The following is an 18,051-nucleotide window of genomic DNA, read 5'->3' as shown; positions in this document are numbered from 1 at the left end:
TATTTTCAAATACCAAGACACATATTTATGGTAAAAAATATGTATATGCTGATAATTGCATGTCACCATATAGCAGATTGACTGTAGTGATCACTTTATCTATGCAATACCACTAACTATACATTTATAATAGAAACATGAAAGCACACTGAATAATGCAATTTTATATAGTCAGTACTAATCTTATCAAGATAAACTGACTAGAAATAAATATAATAGAATTATGTCCTTTAACTCATCTATATTGATGTGCTATCATACAAAAATGAGTCTTATCCTCATATCAAGGTCTCACTTCTATGAAAGTTCAATACTTATTCTGTCACTTACAATAAGTAATTTCAAACTCCAGATAAAGGTCCATACAATATATATCACTTTATAAGTATCTACCACAAAGAGAAGTAATAACAGACCAGGAAAATTAAAATACTAAATGTTTTTAAACACATAACTTCTGTAACACCAGTCATATGAGAAATAAATGATATTTTAATTAGATTCATTGTACTCTTGATTACCTGTACAGTAATTTCTTATACATTAAAAAGAAAATTGATTACATCTCCATCTTCCACTACATATTCTTTTCCTTCTGCGCGCATTTTCCCTGCCTCTTTAGCCTCCTTACTGCCTTTATACATGATGAAATCTTTAAAAGAAATTGTTTGTGCGCGAATAAAACCTTTTTCAAAATCACTATGAATTTTACCAGCGGCCTCAGGGGCTGTAGCACCAACCGGAATAGTCCACGCTCGTACCTCTTTTTTTCCTGCTGTAAAGTAGGTGTGCAATCTTAAAAGATCATAACTAGCCTGAATAATACGCTGCAGACCTGTCATTTTAATACCTAACTCCACCATAAATTCCTTGCGTGAATTCTCTTCTAGCTCAGAAAGTTCTGATTCAATAGATGCACATATAGTCACTACACCCAACCCCTCTATAGAAGCTATTTTATGTACTTGATTAAGGTATGCATTATTTATAAAACCATCTTCATGTACGTTAGCAATGTACATACTTGGTTTTAGAGTAAGTAAATTCAAGTTATAAATACAATCGTTCTCTTTAGAGCTTAGAGATAGCGTACGCAACCCACCGCACGTCTCCAGGTGTAATATGCATTTTTTTAAGACCGCTCTCTCAAAATCTACATCCTGTTCATTTGTTTTCTTTTTTTTCTCTGTGCGAACTACAGCGCGTTCACAAACATCTAAATCAGACAAAACCAACTCAGTCTGAATAATTGCAATATCATCCGCAGGGTTCACTCTATTATTTACATGTATAATATTGTCATTATTAAAACAACGTACTACATGAATAATAGCTTCAGTGGCTCGTATATGAGTTAAAAACTGGTTTCCTAATCCTTCACCTTTTGAGGCTCCTTTTACTAAACCGGCAATATCTACAAACTCCATACTGGCAGGTACGACACGTTGTGGATGTACAATTTTTGCTAGTTCTTCTAAGCGTGTGTCCAGGATGGCAACTACCCGACTATTTGGTGTAATCGTACAAAAAGGGAAATTTTCAGCCTCTACGCTTGCTTTAGTTAAAGCATTAAACAAAGTAGATTTCCCAACATTTGGCATACCTATAATACCGCACTTTAAACCCATTTTTACCTCATAAAGTAAAAGTATTGTATAATATACAAATCTTTCTATCATTGATTAATATAGAACACAGTTCAAAAGATGATGGTTAGGTGTGTATTTTCTCGATACAAAGATCACTAACAGTATCTAGATATAGTATTATGTAATACTATATAAAATAATGTTAATACATACTAAAGGCAGTTTCATATGCCTATTAAATTGCTTTTGCTATTCAAGCATATACCTATATATGCTCATATCATCATATTGAATCTTAGTAGATCTTATACATCGCCTGTAAGAAGATACGATTTTTATGCATCATATAAATCCATTATATCTATATAGTATAGCGCAGATCACATGAGTCATATACTAAGCCTAAACGCACTACATAATATTACTGAACGGTTATTTGGCAGCATACGATAGTTAACTATCGTACAGTCACATCATTAGAAGAATTACTGATAACAGTCTCGCGCAACTAAATAAATTCATTTATATGCTATATATAACCTTGTTTATTAAAATGCACAATTCATCCTTCGAATTAATATATATAATTAGGGGCATCTTATTAATCATAAAACATATATACTATGATTCCCCTTCCTCCTTAAAAAGAGCTCCTATCCTGTTAATTATTCATTAACACTGATATGCATAAATGAACCATAATAAATATAAAATCTCTTTATAACGTCTTTCTATTTATGTCTTGATCTTTATAGAGAAAGAGCATGCTCTTCGGTTAGAACGCATATAGATAAATATACTCTTTGATATACAAACAAGAGAAAAACTAAAAAATAAAATATTCCTCTCAGATCTATCTGGACTATGCATACTATGCTAGAAATGTAAAGAAAATAACATTACTCATATATAATTTAACGTTCTTGCTAGTCTAAATATGTGCATGCGTGTCCCGCAAACTTAACAGACTTTACTCACTAACATAAAATAGACATAAGAAGAGGTAATACTTCCTCTACCAATCTATATAAATTACATTAGTCTATGCTTAGTATAGTATAGATTTATTAACAGTAGGTATATGAGAAGAAGGAGTAAACTATAACTATTATTAATACTATCCACCAGGCAAGATAAAGAAGATATCACTAGAGACAATCAGAAAACTGAATACACGATAATTTTCCATTGCTTGTTCTTTTTTACAGATTTTTAGATAACATGTTTCTATGTGTATGAATAGACATAATCACTCCAAATCCCGCCATAAGAACAATCAGAGCCGAACCCCCATAACTAATCATGGGTAACGGTACCCCTACTACTGGTAAGAGGCCACTGACCATTCCAATATTTACAAACACATAAATAAAAAACACTAGCATCATCCCACCTGCCATCACTCGACCAAAAGTAGTCTGAGCTTGAGACGCCATTACTAATCCACGTATAACAAGAAGCACGTAAAGTAAAAGCAAAAAAACAACCCCAAAAAAACCAAACTCTTCCGCTAAAACAGAAAAAATAAAGTCTGTATGTCTTTCCGGTAAAAACTCTAATTGTGACTGAGTGCCTAAAAGCCACCCTTTTCCCGGAAAGCCACCAGATCCAATCGCAATTTTTGACTGAATAATATGATACCCAGCTCCTAATGGATCGCTTTCAGGAGAAAGTAAAATTTTAATACGATTACGCTGATAATCATGCATAAAAAAATACCATAATATAGGGATGCATGAAGATATAACTAGTCCCGCCACTACAACAAAAGTCCAACTCATACCTGATAAAAATAGGACAAAACAACCAGAACAAGCGATTAATATGGCAGTACCTAGATCAGGTTGCACTGCAACTAATAGCGTTGGAATAAATATTAATATTAGGATTCCTATGATATTCAGCGTACTAGGTGGACACCTGTCACGATTCACACATCGAGCTACTATTAATGGTACAGCGATTTTAGCTATTTCTGATGGCTGAAATCGTATCACACCGAGATCTATCCAGCGCTGCGCTCCTTTACTAATGTGTCCAAAAATGCCAACTACGATCAGAAATGCCAGAGAACAGATATACAAATAAGGCGACCACCTCTCATAGATACGTGGTGGAATCTGCGCCATAAGCATCATCACCCCTATACCTATAGTAATTTGAAAAATCTTGTGCTCCATCATATTACAATCCTGCCCACTAGCGCTCCATATTATTAATGCACTAAAGACTAACAGAATGGCAATAATGAAACAAAAAAATGGATCGACATGAACGCGACTCCAGATTGTTTTTTCCTGTTTATGAGTAACCATAATAAATTAACGATCTCCACAAACTTAGCAATAAATAATGTCTTGAGCATCCTAAGTCTGATTCTGTGTACGAATGATATAGTAATCTAGAATTTGACGTGTAACTTTTCCGATTGACACACCAGAGCCTCCGTTCTCAAGAATCATAGCGACTGCAATGCGTGGTTGATGATATGGCGCATAAGCAATCATAATTTTATGATCACGAAGACGCTCATGAAGCATATTAGAATTATAAGCTTGCATACCTTTAAGACCAAAAACCTGTGCTGTACCTGACTTAGCACCAATTTTATATGGTGCGTTGGCAAAACTCTTACTTGCAGTACCATTAGCATGATTTGCTACACCATACATCCCTTCTTTGGCGATGTGCCAATATTCTCTATTCACCTCGCTCACCTGATAGTGAGAAGGAGCGTGTAAATCACACCATGAGATTTTATGTTCACCTTGAGTAACATCTAGAAGCAAATGAGGAATATTAATGGTTCCATTATTAATGAGAAGCATTAGAGCTTTATTCATCTGAATAGGAGTTGCACTCCAATAACCCTGTCCAATACCAACTGAAATCGTATCCCCTTGATACCATTTTTCATGAAAACGCTGCATTTTCCATTCGCGCGTTGGCATAATACCGGATGTTTCTTCTGCTAAATCAATGCCGGTAAGACACCCATAACCAAATTTTTTCATCCACTCACTCAATTGATTAATGCCCATGTCATATGCAATTTTATAAAAAAACGTATCTGAAGACTCTTCAAGTGCTTTGATAATATTTAGAATTCCATGTCCTGAGTGTTTCCAGTCATGAAAAAACTTTTTAGAATGAGGTAATTGCCACCACCCAGGGTCAAATAGAGTAGTGTTGTATTCAATAACTCCGCTCATTAAAGCTGCAATGGTGATATATGGTTTGATTGTTGATGCCGGTGGGTAAATCCCCTGGGTAGCACGATTAATCAATGGATGATTACCATCATGAAGCAAAATATTGTATTGATGACGTGAAATGCCACCTACAAAAAGATTCGGATTATAATTAGGCATAGAGACCATTGCAAGTACCTCTCCAGTACGCGGATCAGTAACAACTGCAGCGGCACGGCTACCTTCTAATAGAGTTGTAATATACTGTTGCAGTTTAAGATCAATGGTTAAATGAATATTCCTGCCTGGTTGGGGGGCTTTCTCATGAAGCTGGCGAATAACCCTACCGTGATTATTAACTTCAACTTCTGCATACCCCACCTGACCATGTAAAATATCCTCATAATACCCCTCAATACCTAATTTTCCGATATCACGAGTCTCTGAATAATTAGACCATTTACCATTTTTTTTTAGACGGTGAATATCATTATGATTTATTTTGGATACATACCCAAGTACATGAGTGAGAGTCGATCCATAAGGATAAAATCGCTCTTGATAACTTGTTATCTCTACACCGTGAAAACGGTATTGATTAATTGCAAATCTCGCAATTTGTAATTCAGTGAGACTTCTTTTTAACACAATAGATGTAAAAATATGCGCGCGTTTGCGTTCTTTTTGAAAAGAATCTAATTCTTGAGAAGTAAGGTCAATCAATGGCTGAAGTTGTTTTAAAGTTAGAGCTAAATTGTCAATTTTTTCTGGTACTATTTTAAGCTGATAAACGGTTCTATTTAATGCAATTACAATACCATTACGATCACATATCAGACCTCTTCGAGGCATCTCTGGAACTAATTTTATGCGGTTTTCATTAGCACGAGTACTATAATTACTATGTTGGATGACTTGCAGAAAATAGAGATTAAGTAGTAATATAGCAGAGAGAAGTATGATGCCTAGAAAAGCAATCAATTCACGATGTACAAATAGTTTTTGTTCAGCGCTGTAGTCACGTAAAAAATCATCTTTTAATTTCATTCGATACTTATTTTACTTCTATTAACATAATTTGTGATGATTAATTATAAGAGTGGTTTTCTTCAGACACTTCTGATAATCTCATACAGGCTTTTTATATCTTAGCTTTACAGTAATAAATGTAGAAAAAAGCCTTGATTAATAACATGTGCGCCTAACTGTATCCATACCATTACTCTAATTATTAAACAATAAAAAATATCATTATTTTATGGCTAAAATACAATCTTATTTTGTATTCTGTGGATTAAGTAAATAAAAATCAATAATCCATTTTGAGGATCATACTTACGAGTTACTACTATTTGCCTTTATTTTTAATAAGTTATTCACTAATCAGTATTGATTCATATACAGTTCGTCACTATCACACCTTTTATAAATCACGTTCTCACTGCATGACGTAACATCTCAAGGCATACACGAAAGCACTAATCACTTATCAAACATCGCCATAATTCACAATTCTCCATTTGAAGAAAATGTATCATATGCATGATCTTAAGTCGTTTTTCTAAAAGCAATCTATTAAATCACATCAATATCCTGTGATGGTTTACTGATCCCATAACAGTGTAAACCTGCACTCTACTACGAATAAACGATAATTATATTTAATTAAAACTTTATGATGAAAAGATAATACATCAAACAATTAGTACGCTGGAGATAATAGCGATTATTAGATTATTAATAATACCTACCTACATAAGTAATCATTTAAAGAAAAACAACTTCATTATAATGATAAACAATACTAATTTTATTCTATATATATTAAGTTTATATTTTTATAATTTATATGATTTACATTATCATATAATCATGCGCTATATATTTATACTTGTTGGATAATTCAACAATGAATAAAAACACCATAGCGAAAAATAATCAAATATCTTTTATGTAAATATATTAGATGCATTATTATATATTAATATTTTTTAAATTATATATTGTTAATTATTACACGACACTGTTCATGTATCTCAATACTATTCATTTTAAATCATATGAGAAGCATCTACTGATATTATTCTATTTATTATTTAGATCCGCAGAATATAGTATATATACTATATGGAAGCATAGTTTTATCAATTACAAATATTGGTCTCTACCATTTGTTAATAGATGATAAAATTGTTAAATACAAGTGTGCATTAGTTTTCTATCGTTAACCACATAAACGTTTATTTTTTATGCGTTTCATGACTATGAAATATTATAATGACTATAATAATTTTATCATTTTCCATATAAGACACTGGAATGCTAATATGATGTTAGTACTAAATAGTATCATCTAAAACATAATAAATAAAAAGTTAAAAATGCTTTCACATATAATATATAAATATTTTAAATTTTTTTTATAAAAGTAAACATATTACTATATTAATAACAACATAATGACTTTAAATAATTTTATAATTTATTATAGAGTATGCATAACCATACTACAATTTTCATCCTCCTGCTATAAATTTACTATAATAATTATGTCTTTTTCTATATCTATCAGAAATACATATTATATGTCTCATGAATAAGTGTTGCAATCGCATGTTAATAAATCATATGATCATTCTAGTCCAGTCAATACTGATAGTAAATTGAATAGACAGAAATAAAAGTTTAGTACTTTTACTATACTAAGTTTAACAAAACAATACATTATACACGTAGTAATACAACATGATTCTTACATAGAGGAAACATCCATAATTGAAGATCTAAAATAACTATTCTCAGGATAGGTACGATTCTAGTCTCTATTCCGTAGCAGCATATTATAATTTACTCTAGAATACACGCTGGATGATAATGATATTATTTCTATGTAAAGCTTGTACGATAAATCTTTCTTCATTTTTAAGATAAAGCCATGAATTCTTGCCAGACGAGATAACTTTATACTCAATCGCACAAAAGATAAAAGTAACATAGAAAAAGGGAGATTACTTGCCAAAAATTTATATATATTTTCTATCTGCCATTCTCATGTGCTCATTTTCCATTGATATCCAAGCAGCACAGGCTAATTTGCAAATTTTAGGAGTATCCGCAGATGTAAAAATTAATATTCAGAAACGTTTATCGACTGTTATAAAAAACAAGATGCTTATAGATACCCATGTAAGATCTCATATTAATCAGACAATCAAAGAAACACTAAGAGCGTTAGGGTATTATGAACCCAATATTTCCTTTAAACTATTACCTTCATCAACTCTTAGAAAATATCCATTACTAACTGTAAACGTGATACCTGGTATGCCAATAAAAATTGCTGAAGAAATCGTTATACTAAGAGGTATGGCACGTAACGATAATGATTATCGCAATCTTTTCAGGACTGGCAAACCTCCCATAGGTAGTATACTGCGTCATGATGACTATGAAAATTTTAAAAATTCTTTAAATCATCTAGCCTTACGAAAGGGGTACTTTGACGCCCATTATGATAAAAATCAATTAAGAGTCTCTGTTCCTCAGCATAAAGCATTCTGGTATATCGACTATAATAGCGGGCCGCGTTATCATTTTGGTAAGATTACTTTTACTGGTTCACAAATCCGTGAGGACTTTTTACAAAACTTAGTACCGTTTAAAATAGGCGATAGCTATGCTGCACATAATTTAGAAGAGCTCGCTCGGCGCTTATCAGCAACTGGATGGTTTAATTCAGTGGCTGTTATACCGGAGATGGGGAAAATCAATATAAAAAGAATGGTGCCACTCCATGGATTTCTCACACCTCGAACAAAAAATACCATTGAAGTAGGTTTGGGATCTGCAACAGATGTTGGACCACATATTCAAGCACGATGGAATAAAAGATGGCTAAATAATAAAGGACATAATTTTCGTATCATTTCAGATATATCCATACCAGAAAAAAATTTAAAATGGACTTATAAAATACCAATATTAAAAAACCCACTAGAACAATATTATCTATTACAGGGTACCATAAAACATATTCACCTTAATGATACCAGGTCTGACGCTTCTGCTATAACCGTCTCACAATGCTGGGACTATTCCAGCGGATGGCAGTGGGCCATTCACCTGCACGGGATCTATGACCACTTTACACAAGGTAACGAAATCAATACAGCCATGTTGATCTATCCAAGCTTAACTGTAGACCACACCCGCTCATCGGATACATTAATGATGCCAGTCTGGGGAGACTCCCAGCACTATTCTCTTGATTGGTCGCATTCCTTCTGGAGATCCTACACGAATTTCCTAATATTTAAAGCTCATAATGTATGGATCCGAACAGTCAAAGAAGACCATCGCTTAATTGCACGTATCGGTTTGGGTTGGATTATGACCAAACAATTTGAAAATATACCACCAGATCTACGTTTTTTTGCCGGCGGTGAAAACAGTCTTCGCGGTTATAAATATAAAGGAATCGCGCCGCAGGATGCTACCGGAAAGTTAACTGGTGCTTCAAAGTTAGCAACAAGTTCCATGGAATATCAATACCATATCTATGGAAACTGGTGGATAGCAATATTTATTGATTTAGGCGCTATTATGCTAAATACTCATCAAGATGCCATTCACAGTGGTGCTGGTTGTGGTATACGCTGGCATTCTCCAATAGGTCCAATAAAATTTGATATTGCACGCCCTATACTGCAGCACAACACACATAATATGCAATTATATATTGGTCTAGGTCCTGAATTATGACAGGTTGTAAAAAATCCTTAATTGGTATATTTACCTTCGCCCTAATGCTCTCTTGTAGCATATTTTTTTTAGTAGAAACCACAATGGGCGCAAAGCTAATATTACATTCTGTAATGCGATCTATGCCAGCTATACATATACAAAAAATCGATGGTACTTTAAATAATCTAACCTTAACTCGTCTATCTTATACTACTCCTAGTATAAAAGTTTGCATAAAAAAAGTACACCTTGCGCTCCGTTTGAGTTACTTCATAAAAAGCAAGCTCTATGTGAATGAATTAATGCTACACAATGTCGATATATGTATAAATCAGCGTCAACTTTTCAAAATCAACAACCCTCTCATAAATGCACGAAAGAACAAGATACTAGTAACCACTTACCCCATTATACTAAAGCATATATCTCTTCATAATTGCCATTTCCAAACGGAAAATTCTATTATTTCTCTAACCTCCTTTATCGGAGGTTTAAATTGGGAAAAGAATGACGTTACGGTAACACCCTCATGCATACAGGGACTAATAATCGCACTCCCAAAAATCACTATAAACTCTTCCAAAAAAAACGTACAAAAACAGAATGATCATATAGGAAAAATAGCTATACATGCATACTCCGTTTATGAAAAATTACAAACACTGTGTGCTCACACCATTATGCCAGCATTATCAGCATTAGATTTATCCATCACTGTGCATATAATGCAACTACTCTGTGAGAAAGTATATTATATTGGAAATGGCGAGCTTTTGATGCATCGTATGTTTATAACAGGTTACATACGTAATAAAAAGCTTCAGATAGATCATCTTTTAATTGATTCTCCTCAAGGAATACTAAATGCAACAGGCCACATAACCCTTAGTGGAAGCTTTCCTCTAAAGTTTATTATACATAATATTATACATCAATCTTTACTAAAAAATGAAACTATCACGATAAATGTAAGCGGTGATGTATGCAATACACTGCAATGGAAAATACAGTTATCTGGCCAAATAGAAGCACTAATAAACTTACAAAGCAATCTTTCTGTTATCGGCCTACCTTTCAGTATGCAATTCTACAGCTCTCAATTACTCTGGCCATTCCAAGGGTTAGTGAAATATCAAGCGAAGGATATTCACTGTATCGTAAGTGGTAAAATGAATAATTATACTCTTTTGCTAACAGCAGAATTAAATAAACCACATATGCCACCCACAAACTTAACCGTCAACGGTACGGGTGATTTAGAGAAATGTGCCATTAGAAAACTACGTCTTACTACTTTGCAAGATAGTGCTGAATTACAAGGAAAAGTCAACTGGTGTAATGGAATCAATTGGTATGGGAAAGTCACTCTTTCGGGTATTGATATCAGCCATTTTTACGCTAAATTGCCTTCAAAGATAAATGGAAAGATTATTGCGCGAGGCAGTTTATCTCATAGTATACAGTCAATACAAAAAAACAGAGAACATCCATTAAAACTCCAAAATCTAGAGATACAACTTGACTTGAAAGGACAAATGTTGCATCACCCATTTCGGGTATGTGGATCTATTTTGAGTAATACGCCTCATCAATGGCATATACCTGGTGTAAACATAGGAGTTGGTAGTAATAAAATAATACTTAAAGGTTTCCTCACACATCGGGCGCATTTAGATATAAATATTAATGCTCAAGATTTAAATAATATTCACCCTACACTATTCGGTAGAGCACAAGGAATTATTCATATTCGCGGCGATCGTATACAGCCAATATTAATGACAAAGTTTTCTGCTCATCATTTAAGATGGAAAAACATATTTGTAAATTGCATTAATCTAGATGGATCTCTTGTTGCTAGTAATAAAATGCAGAGTCATATGAACCTACAGATTGAGCAGTTAAAACAAAAAACAGTAATCCTAGAATTACTACAATTACAAGCTACTGGAACAGCTTTAAAACATAATTTAAATATTCAGATACAAAGTACACCAATATCTGGACACTTTGCTATCCACAGTGCTCTGAATTTTCTCAATAATCAATGGATGGGAACCATTGAACGCGCTTGCCTATCTACTCCATTAGGTATGTGGACATTAAGCAAAAACACTGCTATTCATTACCTTTATAAACAAAAAATATTAACTATTGGTATGCAGCGCTGGAAAAATCATAACGTTATGGTATCTATACCACAAGTTAGACAAATGACACTAAATGGAAAGGCTAACATCATATGCAACCATTTAAATCTTATGATGTTTAATATGTTGATGCCAAAGACCACTCAGTTATCAGGAATACTTGAAAAAGCTGAGATGCATGTTAGATGGAACCTGCATACATTTTTATCATATGGAACGGTTGCTCTCACAGGAAAAAATATTACAATTTATCATAATGTAGACGGGGAAAAAATACCGATCACTATCAGTAAAATACAACTCAATATAGTATTACACGAAAAATATATACAGATTAAAAGCATTGTAGATCTTGCTAGTTATGGAATATTAGATGCTAACTTACATATATCTCACCTTCACAGACAACGTACGCTGTTGGGTACAATTAATATTCACTCTCTGTCTGTAGGTATATTTAACCCAATACTTATTCCAGGTGAAAACATTTCTGGAGTACTAAATACTCATTTGCGCCTCAGTGGAAATTTAAAACAACCACAAATTTTTGGAACAATGCATCTTAATAACACTTATTTTGAAAGCAATCTTATCCCTATTAAACTCACGAACTCTCAAGTAACTATAAATTTTAATGGTCTACGCTCAACTTTAAAAGGAATAATCCATTCTGCAAAAGGTAAAATAACTTTAAACGGCGAAGCTGCATGGAGTCAAATCAATCATTGGTACACGCGTATAGCCGTAATAGGGGATAGAATACAAGTAATAATGCCACCTAATATAAAAATGGATATTGCGCCAAACCTACTATTAACAGTTGAACCAAAATTACTAACTCTAATAGGCCATATTAATATCCCATGGGCTCATTTTATAGCAGAACAAGTGCTACTAAGTTCAGTTCAAGTTTCTTCTGACGAAGTTCTTCTGGATGAAAATCTAAAACCATTAAAACAAAAATTTTTTACACTGCCTATGAGCAGTAATCTGACGTTACATATTGGTAGTAACGTGACTTTAGATGCTATAGGTTTAACAGGAAAACTACACGGAGATCTGCAATTCAAGCAAGATAATTCTAATATTGGTTTGTATGGGAAGATTCATATCTTATCAGGATCCCTGCACGCCTATTCCCAAGATTTGATTATACGAAAAGGAGAATTACAATTCTCTAGATTTCTGCATCAACCATATCTCAACATTGAAGCAATCCGTAATCCAGAATCCACTACCGATGATGTTACTGTCGGCGTCAGAATTACTGGGCTTGCTAATAAACCTACATGTGAGGTTTTTTCTGATCCAGAACAAACACAAGAAGAAGCGTTATCGTATCTCCTACATGGTCAAAAACGAGACTCCGCTGGGAGTGAAAGTGATACACTTACCTCTGCGCTCATAGGATGGGGGGTATCCCAAAGCAGTACGCTGGTAAATAAAATTGGCCAAACCTTTAACGTTAATCATCTTATACTAGATTCTATTGGAGCTGGCGAGAAGCAACAAGTACGGATGAGTATCAATGTCCTACCGCGCCTCCAGATAAAATACAGTATGGGTATATTTGATTCTTTGGATACACTCACTCTACGTTATCGACTATTACCAAAATTATATCTAGAAGCCATCTCTGGTATGAATCAAGCAGTAGATTTTCTCTATCGATTTGAATTTTGATAATAATTTTGCATATTTTGACATAGATAATATCAAAAAGTAATCTACAATCTCACACAACATTAGACACCCCTTCTATGAAGGATGGAAAAACATTGCAAATAATAGTATTGATTTACAGATATCAAAGATGTAATCTGTAGAAAGTTAAAATGCACAATGTACATCATATAAAATTAAAATGATTTTCTCATAAAATCATGCAAATATATAAGAATCGATATTCTGCAAGATATACAACAAAATACCTAGAACCGTTTAAAAATTAACAACATTCAAAATATTCAACATTTTTTATAATAACACGCTGTCCCCGATGCATTTACACAAAATTCATCTTCTACCATATCAATAATCTATGGATGATAAATATAATCATACATCACGTTTGAACAAATAAATTATTACCATATATCCCTGATATATAATCACCGTATTAGTATAATATTTTAATTCAGATGCATTTAATTTTAATAAAATTCATGAACAATAAATCGAAGTGATGTTATTACCCTCACAAAAACGTTCACTCAATATTGTTACCGAATAGCTATAGCGGTCTGTCTATATTAATTAATTACAGTGAAAATATGAACTATACTTACTATAGACATAGTTTGTAAAACAAATAAAGTATACGGAACTGCATAACATATATGATTATTCATCAATCAATCGTGATATAAAGACTTCATAACATAATCCATCAGCGAATACTGCATATTTATTTTCACACACAATAAAAATCATGCAATCGTTACTTGTACTTCATACAGTAAATATAATACATAGCTATGTTGTCATTGTTAATGTACAGAGGATTCCGTCTATTCAAAGTAAAAAATCTCTATATGTCTATCCCTACAGCAGTAGTAAAACACTCTCTCGCTATTATTGAGTATTCACGCAAAAAATTATATAATTATTTCATGGATGTTCTATTAACATTCAGTACACATATTTTTTAACATATTAAAGAATCACTCTTTGTGATGTTCCATATTCATGGTATTATATACTATATTCATAACGAAATGATATTTAGAACGTCTTTTTCCTAATATCCTTACCAAATAGAGATCTATTAATTGTAATACATATGTCAAATCTTCCTGAGGCTACAAAATTTTACCCACTATCTCTCCTGGAGTACGCGTATTATTAATGACTATATGCCTCTTTATATACATCTATGTGTATCAGACTCTTTTATATTTTAGAACACATTCTCTTTAGAGAGTAATTCATATCAATAACACCACTGATTTGCATTATTCTTTAGTGAATACATTCTATATAGCTATCTATATTATCAGACAACAAATGTAGAAAATATTTTATAACTAGCTACTATATCTCTAGAAAAAATGAAAGCATATGTAACACTATTAATATACAAAAAAAACTTATGAGCATGTAATATTATTTGATAGGTTAATTGGGTCTATTAGATATACAATCAACATTCTCAATGGTGACAACATCCTTTTCACATCTACTACAGTGATATCAAGCAATATCATATATCTCAATCACACACATATCAGGTATAAATATTCATGCCTTATCATCCAGACATACTTATCGTATTAGTCCAACATCGAAATTAAGCGTTAAAGATAAAAATTTCGGAGAAAATATGTAAAATTATTTACATTATACATAAAATTAGGCATTATTCACTGATGTAGAACAAATGTATAAAATCAGAGGACTTAATGGCTAAAGAAGATAATATTGAAATGCAGGGAACAGTACTAGATACGTTACCAAATACAACATTCCGTATTGAATTAGATAATGGCCATAAAATTATCGCACATATATCTGGTAAAATGAGAAAAAATTACATTCGTATTTTAACAGGTGATAAAGTTACAGTGGAGATTACCCCTTATGACTTAACTAAAGGTAGAATTATCTTCCGCAGTCGATAAGAACATTCTGTATACAGAGAAGATAGAAATAGTACTCGTGCTTAAAATGCAATATACAATTCACAAAGAAACGTGTTTATGATGCAGGATGTGCCTCAATACTACCCATGTTATAAACGCAAAAAAACATACAGTCTCCATTGGACTATACTTTTATGTGTGTGAAAATTTGCAGTGACAGATGTAGAAAGTGCGTAAGAAATGCAAAATACAGATGTTATCCATCAGATAACCGATGGAATAAAAATATCTTTTTAAAATGAAAATTATGATATGTGCAGTATTTCTTTTGCTAATCATATTATTATGTCAATATATGGGTTTATAACCTATATATTATATAGCTTTAAAGCAAGGTTTTTCAAAAAAAACATCAATTAAAACACAGCATCTAAAATAAAACAGACTGGGTTATATGTCTCTACGGCCATATATATCTTTATATTTTATTTATAGTATATAGCTCTCCAAGTATATAGATATCATTATAGTAGGGCGACACATGATATATCTTTGACAGATATTACAGACTACATATTTCACATTATAGAATCTATATATTTTCATAAGTCATAGATATATCTCTTACTTTACAGTATATCAATCTCTATTCAAAATACAATATCTGTTGATAAACTGCTGATAACAATATATATACTTATGTCACTCATTTTAACTATATTCTCTGTCATGTAACCATTATGAAATAATCAAACAGTGATCAATATATACCTCTCGTGTCAGATGATAAGTCAAAACAACCCATGATGACAGAGTATTACTAATACAAAGCAGTATTACTAATACAAATTAGTACATTACGTGTATCCATAACAATAGTAAAATGCTATAAAATTATTATATTCACTAGAATCCACGAATCCTGCGTAGGATCTGTCCAGTGCTTATATCACACGTTGCACGTTAAAATTACCATCAATATTATTATAATGCATATACTTGTATTACTAAAAAAAAGGGATGTAAGAGCGTAAAGTTTTTATATTCAACCCTGTTATAACAAATCAATTCATTATCCATATTCTTACTTAGAGGTGTATTATATGCTACAAATCTGATATAATCATCACATTAACAGTTAATGAATTACTAGTTCTTTGTAAGATCTTTTCAAGGATATGAGATAAATGGCACAGATCGGTATTTTCTTTGGTAGTGATACAGGTAATACAGAAAAAATTGCGAAAATGATCCAAATCAAGATGGGCCCACATATTGCAGAAGTTTTTGATATTGCAAATAGTAGCAAAGAGGATCTTGAAAAATTTAATATCTTACTGTTAGGTATTCCCACTTGGTACTATGGTGAAGCCCAATGTGATTGGGACGACTTTTTTCCAATTTTGGAAGAAATAAATTTTGCAGGAAAATTAGTAGCATTATTTGGGTGTGGTGATCAAGGAGATTACTCTGACTATTTTTGTGATGCCATGGGAATTATTAGAGATATAATTGAATTAAAATCCGCATCCATCATCGGTCATTGGCCTACAAATGGTTACATCTTTGAAACATCTAAAGCAATGGTAGATGCAACTCATTTTGTTGGTCTGACGATAGATGAAGATAGACAACCTGAGCTAACTCAAGAACGTATTGATCGCTGGGTCCAACAAATTTATGTTGAAATGAATCTAAAAGCACTCGTTAAAGACTAAACCCTATGATAGGGTATCATACAATTTTATCTTTAAATTATGCTGATCATACTGCTTAGAATGCTATTCCGATACTAAAAGATATGGATACATATATAATCACAACATAATAAACTGAATCTTATTAACATATACACAATAATTTATTATTGTCATAATATACTCTATCTGCAATATAAAAAAACATTAACACCATGATCGATGTGTATCATAGTAATAGTAATTATAGGAAAATTAGATCCTATGCAAGTCTTTAGATGCAAGGCTACACATAAAAGTAGTATACATTACTGATACATTTCTTGTTCTTCATAAAATACTAATTTCTCTAGGTAATTATCCTTGCAAGTAGAAAATATTACTATGAACTATATCTCTGCCATCAATATCCATATAGCAATGACAACACCTATAACGGAAAAGAAACATCATAACCTAACTAATCATTTTTTATGAAAGCCTGAATGTTAAATACAATATAAAAAGTCACTATCCATCGTTAATTCTTAACATACAATCGATATGGATCGATATCAATACATGTGATATGCGTAAAACTACTCATTCATCAACCAATAATATTCGCTTTTTATAAAAAATAGTACACATACTCATACAGCTACGCTTATCTCACTTCAGATGTCATGTTTTCTGTAGAAAATTACATGGTACATCCTACATTAATATCCTCTCAAAAAATGGAGCTTACGAAGCCAATCAATACGCATATATAGTATAGTATAGTATATAATTACACACCTGATACTTAAGTGCGCGTGTCATACTTCTAATCTATACAGATAAACAAATAAGCATTTTACTATATATACTTATATTGTCCATTTATCCAGAAATTCTATCTAGCTCTCTATAAATATTTTTAAAATACATAACTTGCCTTCCTTCAACTATGTAAGACAAATCGTCTAATGTAAAATAGAAATTCATGATTGTATTGCATCCTATACCAGTATGCACACCAGCAATACATTGAATATACAAAGAAAACGCAGAAAGAGGTAATTTTATTACTAAAATATTACATTCAATATTAAAGTTATAATTGACAACATTGCAAC

General features: G+C 32.3%; 7 protein-coding genes. 4 read left to right on the top strand and 3 right to left on the bottom strand.

What is annotated here, in order from left to right; genetic code table 11:
• Positions 1–536: 536 nt before the first annotated feature.
• The 3 genes from ychF to mrdA all read right to left on the bottom strand — a co-directional run bounded on the left by ychF (position 537) and on the right by mrdA (position 5,827).
• On the bottom strand, positions 537–1,628 hold the full coding sequence (ychF, locus tag ERCILAFE3058_RS01170) for a redox-regulated ATPase YchF (protein WP_157989658.1): 1,092 nt from the start codon (positions 1,626–1,628) through the stop codon (positions 537–539).
• Between the two features lie 1,163 nt (positions 1,629–2,791).
• Positions 2,792–3,904, bottom strand: a complete 1,113-nt coding sequence (mrdB, locus tag ERCILAFE3058_RS01165; protein ID WP_157989657.1) for a peptidoglycan glycosyltransferase MrdB — start codon at positions 3,902–3,904, stop codon at positions 2,792–2,794.
• Between the two features lie 51 nt (positions 3,905–3,955).
• Positions 3,956–5,827 (bottom strand): peptidoglycan DD-transpeptidase MrdA, encoded by a 1,872-nt coding sequence (gene mrdA / locus ERCILAFE3058_RS01160; protein WP_157989656.1) that lies wholly within the window; start codon positions 5,825–5,827, stop codon positions 3,956–3,958.
• A gap of 2,004 nt (positions 5,828–7,831) precedes the next feature.
• Here mrdA and tamA point away from each other — a divergent pair.
• The 4 genes from tamA (at position 7,832) to fldA (ending at position 16,972) form a co-directional block, all read left to right on the top strand.
• Positions 7,832–9,541, top strand: a complete 1,710-nt coding sequence (tamA, locus tag ERCILAFE3058_RS01155; RefSeq protein ID WP_414973854.1) for an autotransporter assembly complex protein TamA — start codon at positions 7,832–7,834, stop codon at positions 9,539–9,541.
• Positions 9,538–13,356 (top strand): autotransporter assembly complex protein TamB, encoded by a 3,819-nt coding sequence (gene tamB, locus ERCILAFE3058_RS01150; RefSeq protein WP_157989654.1) that lies wholly within the window; start codon positions 9,538–9,540, stop codon positions 13,354–13,356. Before tamA ends, tamB begins: the two co-directional genes overlap by 4 nt.
• Positions 13,357–15,074: 1,718 nt before the next feature.
• On the top strand, positions 15,075–15,293 hold the full coding sequence (gene infA, locus ERCILAFE3058_RS01145) for a translation initiation factor IF-1 (RefSeq protein WP_157989653.1): 219 nt from the start codon (positions 15,075–15,077) through the stop codon (positions 15,291–15,293).
• A gap of 1,148 nt (positions 15,294–16,441) precedes the next feature.
• Positions 16,442–16,972, top strand: a complete 531-nt coding sequence (gene fldA / locus ERCILAFE3058_RS01140; protein ID WP_157989652.1) for a flavodoxin FldA — start codon at positions 16,442–16,444, stop codon at positions 16,970–16,972.
• The last annotated feature ends 1,079 nt before the right edge of the window (positions 16,973–18,051 follow it).

Source organism: Candidatus Erwinia haradaeae (assembly GCF_900698955.1).
Classification (GTDB): domain Bacteria; phylum Pseudomonadota; class Gammaproteobacteria; order Enterobacterales; family Enterobacteriaceae; genus Erwinia_E; species Erwinia_E haradaeae_G.
This window is presented reverse-complemented; position numbering and strand designations above follow the sequence as displayed.

Coding starts and splice junctions, on each gene's coding strand:
- ychF (WP_157989658.1), bottom strand. CDS start 1,628: ATGGGTTTAAAGTGCGGTATTATAGGTATGCCAAATGTTGGGAAATCT.
- mrdB (WP_157989657.1), bottom strand. CDS start 3,904: ATGGTTACTCATAAACAGGAAAAAACAATCTGGAGTCGCGTTCATGTC.
- mrdA (WP_157989656.1), bottom strand. CDS start 5,827: ATGAAATTAAAAGATGATTTTTTACGTGACTACAGCGCTGAACAAAAA.
- tamA (WP_414973854.1), top strand. CDS start 7,832: ATGTGCTCATTTTCCATTGATATCCAAGCAGCACAGGCTAATTTGCAA.
- tamB (WP_157989654.1), top strand. CDS start 9,538: ATGACAGGTTGTAAAAAATCCTTAATTGGTATATTTACCTTCGCCCTA.
- infA (WP_157989653.1), top strand. CDS start 15,075: ATGGCTAAAGAAGATAATATTGAAATGCAGGGAACAGTACTAGATACG.
- fldA (WP_157989652.1), top strand. CDS start 16,442: ATGGCACAGATCGGTATTTTCTTTGGTAGTGATACAGGTAATACAGAA.